Origin of the sequence: Mycobacterium sp. 20KCMC460 (genome assembly GCF_022179425.1) — a bacterium.
GTDB lineage: Bacteria > Actinomycetota > Actinomycetes > Mycobacteriales > Mycobacteriaceae > Mycobacterium > Mycobacterium kiyosense.
In genome coordinates, this window is the sequence record NZ_AP025524.1 from 5,890,804 (window position 1) to 5,904,283 (window position 13,480).

The 13,480-nt window shown below is 67.8% G+C and carries 12 protein-coding genes; 6 read left to right on the forward strand and 6 right to left on the reverse strand.

The window, feature by feature from the left end; genetic code table 11:
* The first annotated feature begins 24 nt into the window (after window positions 1-24).
* Window positions 25-198, forward strand: coding sequence for a DUF3073 domain-containing protein (locus MKCMC460_RS27140; protein WP_236978197.1), 174 nt, complete (start codon window positions 25-27; stop codon window positions 196-198).
* A 63-nt stretch (window positions 199-261) separates the two neighbouring features.
* Here the strand turns inward: MKCMC460_RS27140 and purM are convergent, their stop codons facing one another.
* The 3 genes from purM to MKCMC460_RS27155 all read right to left on the reverse strand — a co-directional run bounded on the left by purM (window position 262) and on the right by MKCMC460_RS27155 (window position 3,454).
* Window positions 262-1,335: a phosphoribosylformylglycinamidine cyclo-ligase gene (gene purM, locus MKCMC460_RS27145; protein ID WP_236978203.1), complete on the reverse strand. Its 1,074-nt coding sequence runs from the start codon at window positions 1,333-1,335 to the stop codon at window positions 262-264.
* A gap of 64 nt (window positions 1,336-1,399) precedes the next feature.
* Window positions 1,400-2,935, reverse strand: a complete 1,536-nt coding sequence (gene purF, locus MKCMC460_RS27150) for an amidophosphoribosyltransferase (RefSeq protein WP_236978205.1) — start codon at window positions 2,933-2,935, stop codon at window positions 1,400-1,402.
* 126 nt (window positions 2,936-3,061) lie between these two features.
* Window positions 3,062-3,454 carry a sterol carrier family protein gene (locus MKCMC460_RS27155; RefSeq protein ID WP_236978207.1) on the reverse strand — a complete coding sequence of 131 codons (393 nt, stop codon included), beginning with the start codon at window positions 3,452-3,454 and terminating at the stop codon, window positions 3,062-3,064.
* A gap of 19 nt (window positions 3,455-3,473) precedes the next feature.
* On the opposite strand from MKCMC460_RS27155, the gene MKCMC460_RS27160 reads away from it, so the two are divergent.
* Together MKCMC460_RS27160 and MKCMC460_RS27165 are read left to right on the forward strand one after the other, a co-directional pair.
* The gene (locus tag MKCMC460_RS27160; protein WP_236978209.1) at window positions 3,474-4,688 is read left to right on the forward strand and encodes an MCE family protein; all 1,215 of its coding nucleotides are present in this window, start codon (window positions 3,474-3,476) and stop codon (window positions 4,686-4,688) included.
* 173 nt (window positions 4,689-4,861) lie between these two features.
* Window positions 4,862-6,481: a stealth family protein gene (locus tag MKCMC460_RS27165; protein ID WP_236978211.1), complete on the forward strand. Its 1,620-nt coding sequence runs from the start codon at window positions 4,862-4,864 to the stop codon at window positions 6,479-6,481.
* On the opposite strand, the gene MKCMC460_RS27170 is transcribed toward MKCMC460_RS27165, so the two are convergent.
* The 3 genes from MKCMC460_RS27170 to purL all read right to left on the reverse strand — a co-directional run bounded on the left by MKCMC460_RS27170 (window position 6,402) and on the right by purL (window position 10,319).
* Window positions 6,402-7,352 (reverse strand): phosphodiesterase, encoded by a 951-nt coding sequence (locus MKCMC460_RS27170; RefSeq protein ID WP_236978214.1) that lies wholly within the window; start codon window positions 7,350-7,352, stop codon window positions 6,402-6,404. The genes MKCMC460_RS27165 and MKCMC460_RS27170 overlap by 80 nt on opposite strands.
* Window positions 7,353-7,428: 76 nt before the next feature.
* Entirely contained in the window at window positions 7,429-8,070 is a 642-nt protein-coding gene (locus MKCMC460_RS27175) for a lysostaphin resistance A-like protein (protein WP_370653204.1), read from the reverse strand.
* Window positions 8,058-10,319, reverse strand: a complete 2,262-nt coding sequence (gene purL / locus MKCMC460_RS27180; protein ID WP_236984444.1) for a phosphoribosylformylglycinamidine synthase subunit PurL — start codon at window positions 10,317-10,319, stop codon at window positions 8,058-8,060. Before purL ends, MKCMC460_RS27175 begins: the two co-directional genes overlap by 13 nt.
* Window positions 10,320-10,466: 147 nt before the next feature.
* Here purL and MKCMC460_RS27185 point away from each other — a divergent pair, with 147 nt between their 5' ends.
* From MKCMC460_RS27185 to MKCMC460_RS27195, 3 genes are read left to right on the forward strand one after another with little or no spacing between them, the layout of a single operon-like run.
* Entirely contained in the window at window positions 10,467-11,639 is a 1,173-nt protein-coding gene (locus MKCMC460_RS27185) for a GGDEF domain-containing protein (RefSeq protein ID WP_236978217.1), read from the forward strand.
* Window positions 11,636-12,808, forward strand: coding sequence for a diguanylate cyclase (locus MKCMC460_RS27190; protein ID WP_236978219.1), 1,173 nt, complete (start codon window positions 11,636-11,638; stop codon window positions 12,806-12,808). The genes MKCMC460_RS27185 and MKCMC460_RS27190 overlap by 4 nt, the downstream gene beginning before the upstream one ends.
* Before the next feature lie 26 nt (window positions 12,809-12,834).
* Window positions 12,835-13,479: a GNAT family N-acetyltransferase gene (locus tag MKCMC460_RS27195; protein WP_238305072.1), complete on the forward strand. Its 645-nt coding sequence runs from the start codon at window positions 12,835-12,837 to the stop codon at window positions 13,477-13,479.
* The last annotated feature ends 1 nt before the right edge of the window (window position 13,480 follow it).

The window sequence follows — 13,480 nt, forward strand, 5'->3', positions numbered from 1 at the left end:
GTTATTTCGCGAGGGGGTTCCCCCATGGGCCGCGGCCGGGCTAAGGCAAAGCAGACCAAGGTTGCTCGAGAACTGAAATACAGCTCCCCCCAGACCGACTTCCAGCGGCTTCAGCGCGAGCTGTCCGGGACGAGCACCGACGAATCCGACCCCCTGGGCGGTGACGACTCGTGGGAAGACGACGACTGGCGCCGCTAGCTCGCTGATCCAGACTGTGCCGATGCTCCTTCGCATCGGCACAATGCTGTGCGAGTCCTCGCTTTAGAATCGCGGGTGCTGCCCGACGAGGGTCGCTCGCGGGCCTTCCTTGCCGCCCTTGCACACGGTGCCCAGCTCCCAGCAATTGAGGTGCCGCGCCGTCAGGATGGCCTGGGCCCGATCGGTGTCCTCGGGGGCGACGACGGCGATCATGCCGACGCCCATGTTGAATGTCTTTTCCATCTCCGCCTGGGTGACGCGGCCACGCTGGGCGATCATCGCGAACACCGGAGCGGGCGTCCAGGTGCCGCGGTCCACCTCGGCGACCAGCCCGGGCGGGATGACGCGGGACAGGTTCCCGGCCAGCCCGCCGCCGGTGACGTGGCAGAACGTGCGCACCTGGGTTTCGGCCGCCAGCGCCAGGCAGTCCTTGGCGTAGATGAGCGTGGGCTCGAGTAGTTCCTCGCCCAGCGTGCGGCCGAATTCCTCGACGTAACCGGCCAGGTTCATCCGGTCGATGTCCAGCAACACGGTGCGGGCCAGCGAGTAGCCATTGGAATGCAGGCCCGAGGATCCCATCCCGATGATGACGTCGCCGGGTTTGACGCGGTCCGGCCCCAGCACGTCGTCGGCCTCGACCACGCCGACGCCGGTGGCCGAGATGTCGTAGTGGTCGGGTTCCATCAGGCCGGGGTGCTCGGCGGTCTCCCCGCCCAACAACGCACACCCGGCACGCACGCAGCCCTCCGCGATGCCGCTGACGATCGCCGCCACCCGCTCTGGGACGGTGCGTCCGACCGCGATGTAGTCCTGCAGGAATAGCGGCTCGGCCCCGCACACGACGAGGTCGTCCACCACCATGGCGACCAGGTCGAGTCCGATGGTGTCGTGCTTGTCCATCGCCTGTGCGACCGCCAGCTTGGTACCTACGCCGTCGGTGGACGCCGCCAGCACCGGTTCGCGATAGTCACCGCGCAGCGCGAACAGACCGGCGAACCCGCCGAGCCCCCCGCGTACCTCCGGCCTGGTGGCCTTGGTGGCCAGCGGCTTGAACAAGTCGACAGCGCGGTCACCGGCTTCAATGTCCACCCCGGCCGCTGCGTAGGTGACGCCCTGGTTGCGTTCGGGATCCGTCATCGCGATAAAGGCTACCGTCCGGTGCGCACCGTCGGCAGCAGTTACCGCTTGTTGCGCGCTCGGGTCAGCGCCCGACGGGGACTTCCGGTACTTCGGGACCGGACAGTTCGCCCAGTCCGGCGCCGCGCGCTGCGTTGGCGAGCATCTGCTCGATGACGTTCTTGCCCAACGCGCTGCCGCTGGGCAGCTCGATCGGGTAGCTGCCGTCGAAGCAGGCGGTGCACAGTCGCGAGGCGGGTTGCTCGGTGGCGGCGATCAGGCCGCGCAGCGAGATGTAGCCGAGCGTGTCGGCGTTGATCGCGTGCCGAACCGCCTCCAGCATCTCGCTCTGATCCTCGACCGCGTTGGCGATCAGCTCGGCCGGGGACGGGAAGTCGATGCCGTAGAAGCAGGGCCATTTCACCGGCGGCGAGGCGATCCGGACGTGCACTTCCACCGCCCCGGCTTCGCGCAGCATGCGTACCAGCGCGCGCTGGGTGTTGCCCCGCACGATCGAGTCGTCGACGACGATGAGCCGCTTGCCGCGGATCACCTCTTTGAGCGGGTTCAGCTTGAGCCGGATGCCGAGTTGGCGGATGGTCTGCGACGGCTGGATGAAGGTGCGCCCGACGTAGGCGTTCTTCATCAGGCCCTGACCGTAGGGAACGCCGGATTCCTGGGCGTATCCCACCGCGGCCGGGGTACCGGACTCCGGCACGCCGATCACCAGGTCGGCGTCCACCGGGCACTCGCGGGCCAGCCGACGGCCGATCGCCAGGCGGGCGCCGTGGATGGAGCGTCCGGCGATGACACTGTCGGGCCGGGCCAGATAGACGTATTCGAAGACGCAGCCCTTGGGCGAGGGGTTGGCGAACCGGGTGGACCGCACCCCGTCGGCGTCGATGGCCAGCAGCTCGCCCGGCTCGATGTCGCGGACGAAGGAGGCGCCGACGATGTCGAGCGCCGCCGTTTCGGAGGCGACCACCCAGCCGCGGTCCAGCCGCCCCAGCGATAGCGGACGCACGCCGTGCGGGTCGCGGCAGGCGTAGAGGGTGTTCTCGTCCATGAACGTCAGGCAGAACGCGCCACGCACGGTCGGCAGCAGTTCCAGGGCGGCCTGTTCCAGGCTGGAGTCGGCCGCTCCGTGGGCGAGCAGCGCACCCAGGATGTCGGAGTCCGTCGTCGCCGGCGCCGGGTACCGTTTGGCCATCAACCCCGCGTCGCGGGCCCGCGCGGCAAGTTCGGCCGCGTTGACGAGGTTGCCGTTGTGTCCCAACGCGACACCGGTTCCGGCGGCGGTGTTACGAAAGACCGGTTGGGCATTCTCCCAGGTGGTGTCGCCGCTGGTGGAGTAGCGGCAGTGCCCGATGGCGACGTGGCCGTCCATGGCGGCCAGCGTCTGCTCGTCGAATACCTGACTGACCAGGCCGAGGTCCTTGAAGACCAGGACCTGAGAACCGTCGGCGACCGCAATGCCGGCGGCCTCCTGACCGCGATGCTGCAACGCATACAGTCCGTAGTAGGTGAGTTTGGCGACATCTTCGCCGGGGGCCCAGACCCCGAATACGCCACACTCTTCACGAGGCGAACTGAAGTCTTGCTCGGGCTGCTGCGCGGTCACGGTTTGGCGACTCCCTAGGGCGCGGTTGGTGACGCCTCGGAGTCTACGGGCCGCATCGCCCGGCCGTGCAATCCAACCCGCGTGTCGGGCCGCGACGCGCCGTGCGTATGGGCACAAAACCTATGGTCAGTACCCCAATTGCAACACTGGTAACCAGTGATCAATGTCACGGGACCGGGAGCCCGAGAGGGCCAGTGCGCCGGTCGCAACCGCCTCGTCCACGCTCAGCAGCCCCGTTGCCAGCAGTAACCAGGTCCTGGGGTCGGTCTCCACGACGTTGGGGGGCGTGCCCCGGGTGTGCCGGGGGCCCGAAATACATTGCACGGCGACGAACGGCGGCACCCGTATCTCGACGCTGGCCCCCGGTGCCGAGGTGGCCAGGGTGCGGGCGGTGAGCCGCACGGCCGCACCGAGCGCGTCCCGGCCCGGCTCCGGGGCCGATTCGTCGCGCAACCAGTCCGCGAGGACCGACACGGCCTGCCGGGTCTTCGCCGGATCTGTTCTGTTGCGGACAGCCATACCCTAGGGTCTCAAAGTCATGGAGCGCCGTCGCTCGGGCACGCGACCGCCATTCAAGACCATCGGGCTGGTGGCACTGATGGTGGTGGGGCTCGTGCTCGGGGCGCTGTACTGGCAGTTCCGCGGGAACTTCACCCCGAAAACCAAGCTGACCATGATCGCCCCACGCGCCGGTCTGGTACTGGACCCGGGCGCCAAGGTCACCTACAACGGTGTGCAGATCGGCCGGGTCTCCGACATCGCCGAGATCACCCACGACGGCGTGCCGGCGGCGCAACTGGTACTGGACATCTACCCGCGCTACATCCCGCAGATCCCGGCCAACGTGGCCGCCCAGATCACCGCGACCACGGTGTTCGGCAACAAATACGTGTCGCTGACATCGCCGCAAAACCCTGCGCCGCAACACATCACACCGTCGATGGTGATCAACGCGACACACGTCACCACGGAGTTCAACTCGCTGTTCCAGACCCTGACCGCGCTGGCCGAGAAGGTCGATCCGGTCAAGCTCAACCTCACGCTCAGCGCGGCCGGCCAGGCCCTGACCGGATTGGGGGACAAGTTCGGCGCTTCTGTGACCAACGGCAACGCGATCCTGGACGACCTGAACCCGCGGATGCCGCAGGCCCGCTTCGACATGCAGCGGCTGGCGGCGCTGGGCGACGTCTACGCCGACGCCGCACCCGACCTGGTGGAAGCGCTGAACCAGGCCGCGACGACGGCGCGCACCGTCGACCGGCAACGCGACGCCCTGGATGCGGCGCTGCTGGCGGCCGCCGGTCTGGGCAACGATGCGGCACCGGTTTTCGAGCGGGCCGGGCCGTATCTGGCGCGCGGCGCCACCGACCTGGGTGCGACCGCAGCGCTGTTCGACGAGTACAGCCCCGAGATCTTCTGCACGCTGCGCAACTACAACCTGGTGGCGCCGCGGATCCACAACGCGCTCGGGTTCAACGGCTACGCGCTGGGGGCCACCTCGGCGGGCGCCATCTCCGGTTCCCCGAACCCGTACATCTATCCGGACAACCTGCCCCGGATCAACGCGCGTGGCGGGCCGGGAGGCAAACCCGGCTGTTGGCAGACCATCACCCGCGACCTGTGGCCGGCGCCGCTTCTGGTGATGGACGTGGGCGCCAGCCTGGCGCCCTACAACCACTTCGAAGTCGGGACGCCGGTCGTCGTCGACTACGTGTGGGGCCGCCAGGTGGGCGATCCCACCATCAACCCCTGAGGTCGGCATACATGACGTCAGGGTAAACCAGCAGTTACGAACCGATGTTGCACCGAGCCTAAATCGACTGTCCTGCAACAGTTATCGGAATTTGCCCGCGACACCGCGCGGGCAAGTCGCAAGTGTGAGATTCTCCGGTTGCCGTGCTCCCTTCTCACTAAGGCGGTGTTCCGATGCCCAGAACCTCTTCGCGCAGCAACCGGGACGCCCAATGCCGGTCGAACCCGATCGTGGTGAGCCGACGCGGCAAGATCGCCCGGGTGGAATCGGGTTTGCCCCCGCACGAGGCACAGATCGAAGATCTGGTGTTTCTGCGAAAGACGTTGAACCGGGCGGATATTCCGTTCCTGCTGATCCGCAACCATAAGAACCGGCCGGTGCTGGCGGTCGATCTGCGACTGCGCCCGCACGTCGAACGGGCTCTCGCGGCGGCCTGCGCCCGAGAACCGATGTACGCGAAAACCCTTGACGAGAAGGGGTTTTCACCGGTCCTGCTGGCCGAGGGTCGACTTTCGGAACACCCGGATGCGCGTATCCTGCGACTGTACCGGCGACGGATAGCTCCGGGCGGGTTCCGATACGGCTCGGCATTCGGGGTGGACCTGCAGTTCTGGACCTTCGGGGACACCGTGATCGGCTGCCCGGTGGAGAATGCGTTGACCCGCAGGGAGCTGCCGCGCGCAGAACTCACGCCTGCCACGGTCCGGCTGCACGGCTACAAGTGGCCGACGATGCAGGGAATGTTCACCCCGCACGCCAGCGATGTGACGTTCGACATCGATCTGGTGTTCTCCTGGGTCGACGGCAGCGATCCGGAGTTCCGGGCCCGGCGCGCCGCGCGGATGTCCGGTCATGTGGTGGGCGAAGGTGACGACGCGGACGCGCGGATCCGCCAGATCGACGAGCTGAAATACGCACTGCGGTCGGTGAACATGTTCGCGCCGTGGATCCGGCGCATCTTCATCGCGACGGATTCGGCGGCACCGGCGTGGTTGGTCGACCACCCCAAGATCACCCTGGTGCGGGCCGCGGAGCACTTCTCGGACACCGCCGCGCTGCCCACCTACAATTCGCACGCGGTGGAGAGCCAGCTCCACCACATCGCCGGCCTCAGCGAGCATTTCCTGTACTCCAACGACGACATGTTCTTCGGACGGCCGGTCCGGCCCGGCATGTTCTTCTCACCCGGCGGCGTCAGCCGGTTCATCGAAGCGGACACCCGGATCGGCCTCGGCGCAAATCATCCCGGCCGCAGCGGATTCGAGAACGCGGCCCGGGTCAACCGCCAACTGCTGCGTCAGCGCTTCGGGCAGACCATCACCCGTCATCTCGAGCACACCGCCGTCCCGCTGCGCAAGAGCGTGCTGCGCGAGATGGAGCAGGAGTTCGGCGAAGAGTTCGCCCGCACTCAGGCCAGTGCATTCCGGTCCAGCACCGACATCTCGGTGACCAACTCGTTCTACCACTACTACGCGTTGCTGACCGGACGCGCTGTGCAGCAAGAGAAGGCGAAGGTTCGCTACGTCAACACGACGACCCAGGCGGGGCTGAGCCTGCTGCCCAAGCTCCGCAAGAGCCGCGGCTACGACTTCTTCTGCCTCAACGACAGCAGCTTCCCGGAGGTGTCGGCGGCGCGGCGCGCCGAGCTGGTCGTGGACTTCCTGGAGCGCTACTTCCCGATCCCGGCTCCGTGGGAGCGGGTGGCGGCCGGGATCAGTCGACAGCATCCTGGGTCGACGTCAACGCCAGCTGCGGGTGCCGAAACAGCGAATCGCGGCGCGACGGTTCGATGAAGATGCCGGCCTCGGCCAGGTTGCGTTGCGCCTGACCCGGAGAAACGAAGGTGCCCACCGTCTTTCCGCCGCCGAGCGGAACGACCGAGTGCACCACGGTGTCGGGGTAGACGTGCACGAGGTTGCAGGCCTGCGCCGCGTCGCGGCCGCGGGTGCCGCCGGCACAGACCGTGAGGTCCTGGGTGTAGCAGGTCGCCGAGGCCACCGACACCGGGATCCCGACGAACGTCGCGTTCGTCGAGTAGTGCAGGTGCCCGGCCAGGATGGCCCGTACGTCAGTGCCTTTCAGCACCCGACCGAGCGAGGCCTGGTCGCGCAGTTCCACGGTGACGGCCATGTCCAGCACGCTCGGGATCGGCGGATGATGCAGGGCAAGGATGGTGCCGTCGGGCGCGGGGCTGGCCAATTCGTCTGCCAGCCAATCCAATTGGGCTGGGCGCAGCTCACCGTAGTGGTGACCGGGTACCGAGGTGTCCAGCGTGACGATGCGCAGCCCGTCGATCATCCGCACCGCGTCCAGCGGCGCCAGCGACGGGGCCTCGTCGAGCAGCTGCCTGCGCAGCTCGGCGCGGTCGTCATGATTGCCCATCACCCAGACCAGTTCGGCACCCAATTCGGTCGCGAACGGCTCGACCAAATCTCGCAGTTTGCGGTACGCCGCGGGCTCCCCCTTGTCGGCAAGGTCGCCGGTGCAGACGATCGCGTCAGGACGCAGTCCGGATCGGTCCAGCTGGTCCAGCAGTTCGGCCAGCCGGCCGTCGGCGTCGACATCGCCGTAGAGCGGGCCGTCGCCGCCGGCGAGGTGGGTGTCGCTGATGTGTAGCAGCACGTAATCCGGCCGCGGGTGTTCCGCGGCACGCAGCCTATGCACCGAAGGTGCCAACCTCTCTTGGGCTTGAATCCGGGCGATTTAACACGCAGTTAACAAGTGTAGGGCGCCGGGCCGCTCACCGCAGCGCGTGTGAGCCGTTGCACGTCCAGCGCTGGACGGCTACCGCGGCCACCGCCCCGGACTCGTTGATCGCCAGGTGCGCAAGCATCGGTGCGGCCAGGCTGCCGGACCGCTCGGCCAGCCAGCCGAACACCCAGCCGGCAACGGCGGTGACCAACGCGACGGGCACCACCGGCTCGCCGGTCGCCCGCGCGTCGGCGATGTGGGACAGCCCGAATGCCCCGGCCTGCAGCAGCCGTCCACCGGTGGTGCCGAAGGCGCGGGCCGCCGTGACGCCCAAGGCGGCGCGGAAGGCAGCCTCCTCGGCCCACACCGTGCCTATCGGTATCTGCAGCCCGAGCCAGCTCGGCACCGACGGCGGCAGCTCACGCGCGGCCATCGAGAGGCGCACGATGGGCACCGGTGTGCTGGCCCCGATCGCCGCCGACACGACGGCCGCGGCCACCGACCCGGAGCGCAAGCCCGACCACACCTGCGGAGCCCGAAAACCCAACGGCGCCCGCGTGATCCACACCAGCAGGGCGCCGGCAACGGCCTGCACCGGGGATCGCCAGACGGTCGGGAGCCGCAGGCCGATGAAGCTCCAGCCGACCAGTGCGGCCGCCAGAGCCAGTGCGCGCAGACTCACCCGAACAATCGCGGCAGCACCGCCTCGGAAGTCTCGCGCAGTTCGGCCAGTGAAACGGTGAACAACCCCTGCACCTCGATCTGGTCGGAGGCCTGGTCCACCACACCGATGCGGACGGCCGGCAAGCCGCGTGCCTCGCACATGGAACGGAACCGGCTCTCCTCGGTGCGCGGCACGGCGACCAGCACCCGGCCGGCCGACTCGGAGAACAACGCCACGAACGGGTCGGCCGCCTCGGGAAGCACGATGCGGCAGCCGGTTTCACCGGCGAGGGCGGCTTCCACGACGGCCTGGGCTAATCCGCCCTCGGACAGGTCGTGCGCGGCGGTGATCAACCCGTCCCGGGACGCGGCACGCAATACCTCGGCCACCAATTTCTCGCGGGCGAGATCGACCGCGGGTGGCGAACCGCCCAGGTGTCCGGCGGTGACCTGGGCCCAGACGGATCCGTCGAACTCGTCGCGGGTGTCGCCGAGCAACAGCAGGGTTTCGCCGGGCTCGGTGCCCAGGGCGGTGGGGACACGCCGGGCGACGTCGTCGAGGACGCCGAGCACGCCGACCACCGGGGTCGGCAGGATCGCCGACGAGCCGGTCTGGTTGTAGAAGCTGACGTTGCCGCCGGTGACCGGAATGCCCAGGGCCGCACAGCCATCGGCCAGACCGTGTACCGCCTGGGAGAACTGCCACATCACACCGGGATCTTCGGGTGAGCCGAAGTTGAGGCAGTTGGTCACCGCGACCGGGGTGGCGCCGGTGACCGCGACGTTGCGGTAGGCCTCCGCCAGCGCCAGCTGGGCGCCGGTGTAGGGGTCCAGTTGGGTGTAGCGCCCGGACGCGTCGGTGGACAGCGCGATGCCGCGGCCGGTGGTCTCGTCGATACGCAGCACGCCACCGTCGGCGTGCTCGGCCAGTACGGTATTGCCGCGCACGTAGCGGTCGTACTGCTCGGTGATGAAGGCGCGACTGCACAGGTGCGGACTGCCAAGCAGCGCAAGCAAAGTCGCCCGCAGTTCGGCGCCGGTGGCCGGGCGGGGCAGCTTGGCCGACGTGTCGGCGACCAGCGCGTCCTGGGTGTCCGGGCGGGCGACCGCTCGCTGGTACACCGGCCCCTCGTGGGCCACCGTGCGCGGCGGTACGTCCACCACCGTCTCGCCGTGCCAGGTGATGCGCAGCCGGTCGCCGTCGGTGACCTCGCCGATCACCGTGGCCAGCACCTCCCACTTGCGGCACACCGCCAGGAACGCATCGACGTTCTCCGGTGTCACCACCGCGCACATCCGTTCCTGCGACTCACTGCACAGGATCTCGGCGGGCGTCATCTGTTTGGCCCGCAACGGGACCGCGTCCAGGTCGATCACCATGCCACCATCACCCGCGGAGGCCAATTCAGATGTGGCACAAGATAATCCGGCACCGCCCAGATCCTGGATGCCCACCACGAGTTTGCCGGCGTACAGCTCCAGGCAGCACTCGATCAGGACCTTCTCCATGAAGGGGTCACCGACCTGCACCGACGGCAGTTTCTTGCGGGAATTCTCCGCGTCGAACGTGTCCGAGGCCAGCACCGAAACCCCGCCGATCCCGTCCAGGCCGGTGCGCGCCCCGAACAGGATGATCTTGTTCCCGGTTCCGGAGGCGAATGCCAGGTGCAGGTCCTCCTGACGTAACACACCGACGCACAACGCATTCACCAACGGGTTGCCGGCGTAACACTCGTCGAAGACGGTCTCGCCGCCGATGTTCGGCAGGCCCAGCGAGTTGCCGTACCCACCGACGCCGCGGACCACCCCGTCGAGCACGCGGCGGGTGTCGGGCGCGTCGGCGGCGCCGAACCGCAGCTGGTCCATCACCGCCACCGGACGCGCTCCCATGGCCATGATGTCGCGCACGATGCCGCCGACTCCGGTGGCCGCGCCCTGGTAGGGCTCGACATAAGAGGGATGGTTGTGCGACTCGACCTTGAAGGTGACCGCCCAGCCGTCGCCGATGTCGACCACGCCGGCGTTTTCGCCGATGCCGGCCAACATCCCGGTGCGCATCTCGTCGCTGGTGGTCTCACCGAAATAGCGCAGGTGCACCTTGGAGGACTTGTACGAGCAGTGCTCGCTCCACATCACCGAGTACATGGCCAGCTCGGTGTCGGTGGGCCGGCGGCCGAGGATCTCGCGGATCCGCTGGTATTCGTCCTCTTTGAGGCCGAGCTCACCGAATGGTTGCGGGTACTCCGGAGTGGTTGCGGCGTGTTCGACGGTATCGATCGTGTGGGTGCTCGCGCCTGTCACGACGACAGTCTAGAGTCCGGCGGTCTGTGGTGCTCAGGACGCGCGCGGCGACCCGTGGGATGCGCCGGACCGGCAGGCGTGCCGACTTCAACCGACTTGCCCCGGCAACTAAAATTCAGTGACGTGCCATCCCCGGAGCAGTGGTTGTCCACCCTGACGTCAGCCGGGGTGCCCGCATTCCGGTGCCGCGTCGACAACTCCGGACCCTCCATCGTGGCGCGCACGCCGGAGTTCATGGCGATGATGCAGGACCTGACCGGCCAGCTGGACGAATACACGCTGTTGGCACGGCTCGCCGCCGCGTGGCCGGCGGACCCCGGCGACGCACCGTTCATGCTCGGAGCCGCGAACCTGGACTGGCAGTGTGTGCTGACCCGCTTCGACGCCCCGAGCGCCGACTACCTGGCGATCTTTCGTGTCTGCGAACGACTGCAGGTGCCCAGCGTCGCCTTCTCGACGATGATCGACAACCTGCCGGACGTGGTGACGCGCCATGACCGCCACTTCCGTTGCGTCTACGCCAATCCCGCCATCGAGCAACTGACCGGGATCAGCGCCGATCAGCACATCGGCCGGGACCTGCGAACGCTGTTCATGGCCGAGGAGCGCAGAGCCAACACCGATTCGGTCTATCAACGGGTCTTCGACACCGGCGAGATCGTCACCGTGGACTTCGGTTACGCCGGACCAGGCGGCCTGCGCAACTACCAGGCCCGGGCAATGCCGGAATTCGACCATGACGGTCGCGTACAGACCGTGTTGTCGATCATCCGCGACGTCACCGAGCTCACGCAATTGCAACAGCAGTTGGAGCGTCTGGCCCGCACTGACCCGTTGACCTCCTTGTTGAATCGGCGCAGTTTTCTCGAATGCGCCGGCGCGGCGCTGGATCGGGCTCGGCGCGGGCACTGTGAGCTGAGCCTGCTGATGCTCGACGTGGACAACATGAAGTGCATCAACGATCGATTCGGCCACGCGGCCGGGGACCGGGTGCTCGAGGCGCTGAGCCGCATGCTGGTCACCGAGACCCGCGCCCAAGACTTCGTCGCACGATTGGGCGGCGACGAGTTCTGCATCGCGTTGATCGACACCGACGCCACCCAGGCCGACGCGGTTGCCGAGCGACTGTGCCGGCGCGTCAACGACATCGCTGTCTGCGACGACCGCTCGGTCGAACTCAGCGTGAGCGTCGGAGTCACCCAGGCGGGACCGACGGATACCTGCGCGGCCGACCTGATCGCCCGGGTCGACACCTTGATGTATCAGGCGAAGTTACGCGTCCGGGAAATGTCATGAGCGACCGGTGGCTGCAGGCCATGTGTCTGGCCGGCGTGCCCGCCTGCACCTGTCGACACAGCCGCGATCTGGTCGAGATATGCACGCGTACACCGAAATTCGTTTCATTGATGGAGTCGGGTGCGTTGACGGAGTCGGCGTTGACCGCGCAGCTGGCGGCGGAATGGCCATCCGAGGCCGCGGACTTCACCTTGAGCGGCACTGGCCCGCCGGTCTGGCAGTGCGTGATCACGCCCCTCGACGAGCCGGACGGCTCGGCTACTCATATGGCGATCGTTCGGCTGCCCACCGACAGCCAGTTGCGCAACGATGCGGACTTCGCGTTGGTCGAAAGCCTGCCCGACATCGTGTCACGGTACGACCGCAACCTGCGCCACCTCTACGTCAACCCGAGCCTGGACAAGGTGACGGCGCCACTGACGGCGCAAGACCATATCGGCAAGGACCATTACGAGCTCAACAACGCCCCGGAGATGGCCGCGCTGTTCCAGTCGGTGTATCGCACCGTGTTCGCCACCGGCGAAGTGACGCAACAGGATTTCGAATACCCGGCGCTGGACGGCCCGCGCCATTTCGTGTTCCGCGTGGTGCCCGAGTACGGGCCGGATGGCGAGATTCGCACCGTGCTGAACACCGCCCGGGATATCACCGAAATCAAAGCGCTGCAGCGGGAGTTGGAGAAGCTCGCCCGGTCCGATCCGCTGACCTCGCTGTTGAATCGGCGTGGTTTCGTCGACCGGGCCGAGGCCGAGTTGCAGCGGGTCCGCCGCGGTGACGGCCGGTTGAGTCTGCTGCTGCTCGACATCGACGATTTCAAGTTGGTCAACGACCGGTCCGGCCACGGCGCGGGCGATCTGGTGCTGATCGCCATCGGCGACGTCCTGCGCGAGGAGCTTGCGTCGGGTGACTTCGCCGGCCGTGTCGGCGGCGACGAGTTCTGCGTCGCCTTCGTCGACAGCCCGGCCGCCGAGGTGCGCGCGCAACGGATCCGGCACCGCATCAGCGGACTCGACGAGCGGTACGGATGCACTCCGGGGGTCGGCGTGAGCATCGGGCTGACCGCGGCCGGCGCCGACGACAGCTTCGCGGATCTGATCGTGCGGGTCGACGAGGCGATGTACCGGGAGAAGGCGGCCAACCGAGCGCGCGCGAATCATGGTTCTGCGTAGCGCATTTCGCGGGGGAAGATGATCCGATGTCCCGTCACTGGCCGCTGTTCGACCTGCGGATCAGCACCCCCCGGCTGCAGCTGCGGCTGCCCACCGAAGAGCTGATCGACCAGCTGATCGACACGATTCTCGACGGCGTGCACGATCCGGCTCGGATGCCGTTCGCGGTGCCGTGGACGCGGGCGCCCCGCGAACAGCTGCCGTTCAACACCTTGTCTTTTCTGTGGCGGGAATTGGCCGCCTTCCGAGCTCATGGTTGGCACCTGCCGCTGGCGGTCGTCGTCGACGGAAAAGCCGTCGGCGTTCAGGCGCTGATCGCCGAGGATTTCCCGATCACCCGGCAGGTACAGTCCGGTTCCTGGTTGGGCCGGCGTTACCAGGGGCGCGGCTACGGCACCGAGATGCGCTCAGCGGCTTTATCTTTCGCGTTCGAATCGTTGGGCGCCCAGGTGGCCACGTCGACCTCGTTCGTCGACAACCCGGCTTCGATCGCGGTGTCGCGCCGCGTCGGGTATCGCGACGACGGCGTGGAACGGGTGCAGCGCGAGGGATTGATGGTCGAGCAGCTCCGGTTTCGGCTGACCCGCGCGGATTGGCATCGGCGCCGCGACCTGGATGTGCGGGTGGACGGATTCGAGCGGTGCCGCCCGCTGTTCGGCCTGGGCCGCTGAC

Bases quoted from the DNA above. Each gene is read 5' to 3' on its own strand.
- MKCMC460_RS27140 (WP_236978197.1), top strand. From the start codon at position 25: ATGGGCCGCGGCCGGGCTAAGGCAAAGCAGACCAAGGTTGCTCGAGAA.
- purM (WP_236978203.1), bottom strand. From the start codon at position 1,335: ATGACGGATCCCGAACGCAACCAGGGCGTCACCTACGCAGCGGCCGGG.
- MKCMC460_RS27155 (WP_236978207.1), bottom strand. From the start codon at position 3,454: ATGGCTGTCCGCAACAGAACAGATCCGGCGAAGACCCGGCAGGCCGTG.
- MKCMC460_RS27160 (WP_236978209.1), top strand. From the start codon at position 3,474: ATGGAGCGCCGTCGCTCGGGCACGCGACCGCCATTCAAGACCATCGGG.
- MKCMC460_RS27165 (WP_236978211.1), top strand. From the start codon at position 4,862: ATGCCCAGAACCTCTTCGCGCAGCAACCGGGACGCCCAATGCCGGTCG.
- MKCMC460_RS27190 (WP_236978219.1), top strand. From the start codon at position 11,636: ATGAGCGACCGGTGGCTGCAGGCCATGTGTCTGGCCGGCGTGCCCGCC.
- MKCMC460_RS27195 (WP_238305072.1), top strand. From the start codon at position 12,835: ATGTCCCGTCACTGGCCGCTGTTCGACCTGCGGATCAGCACCCCCCGG.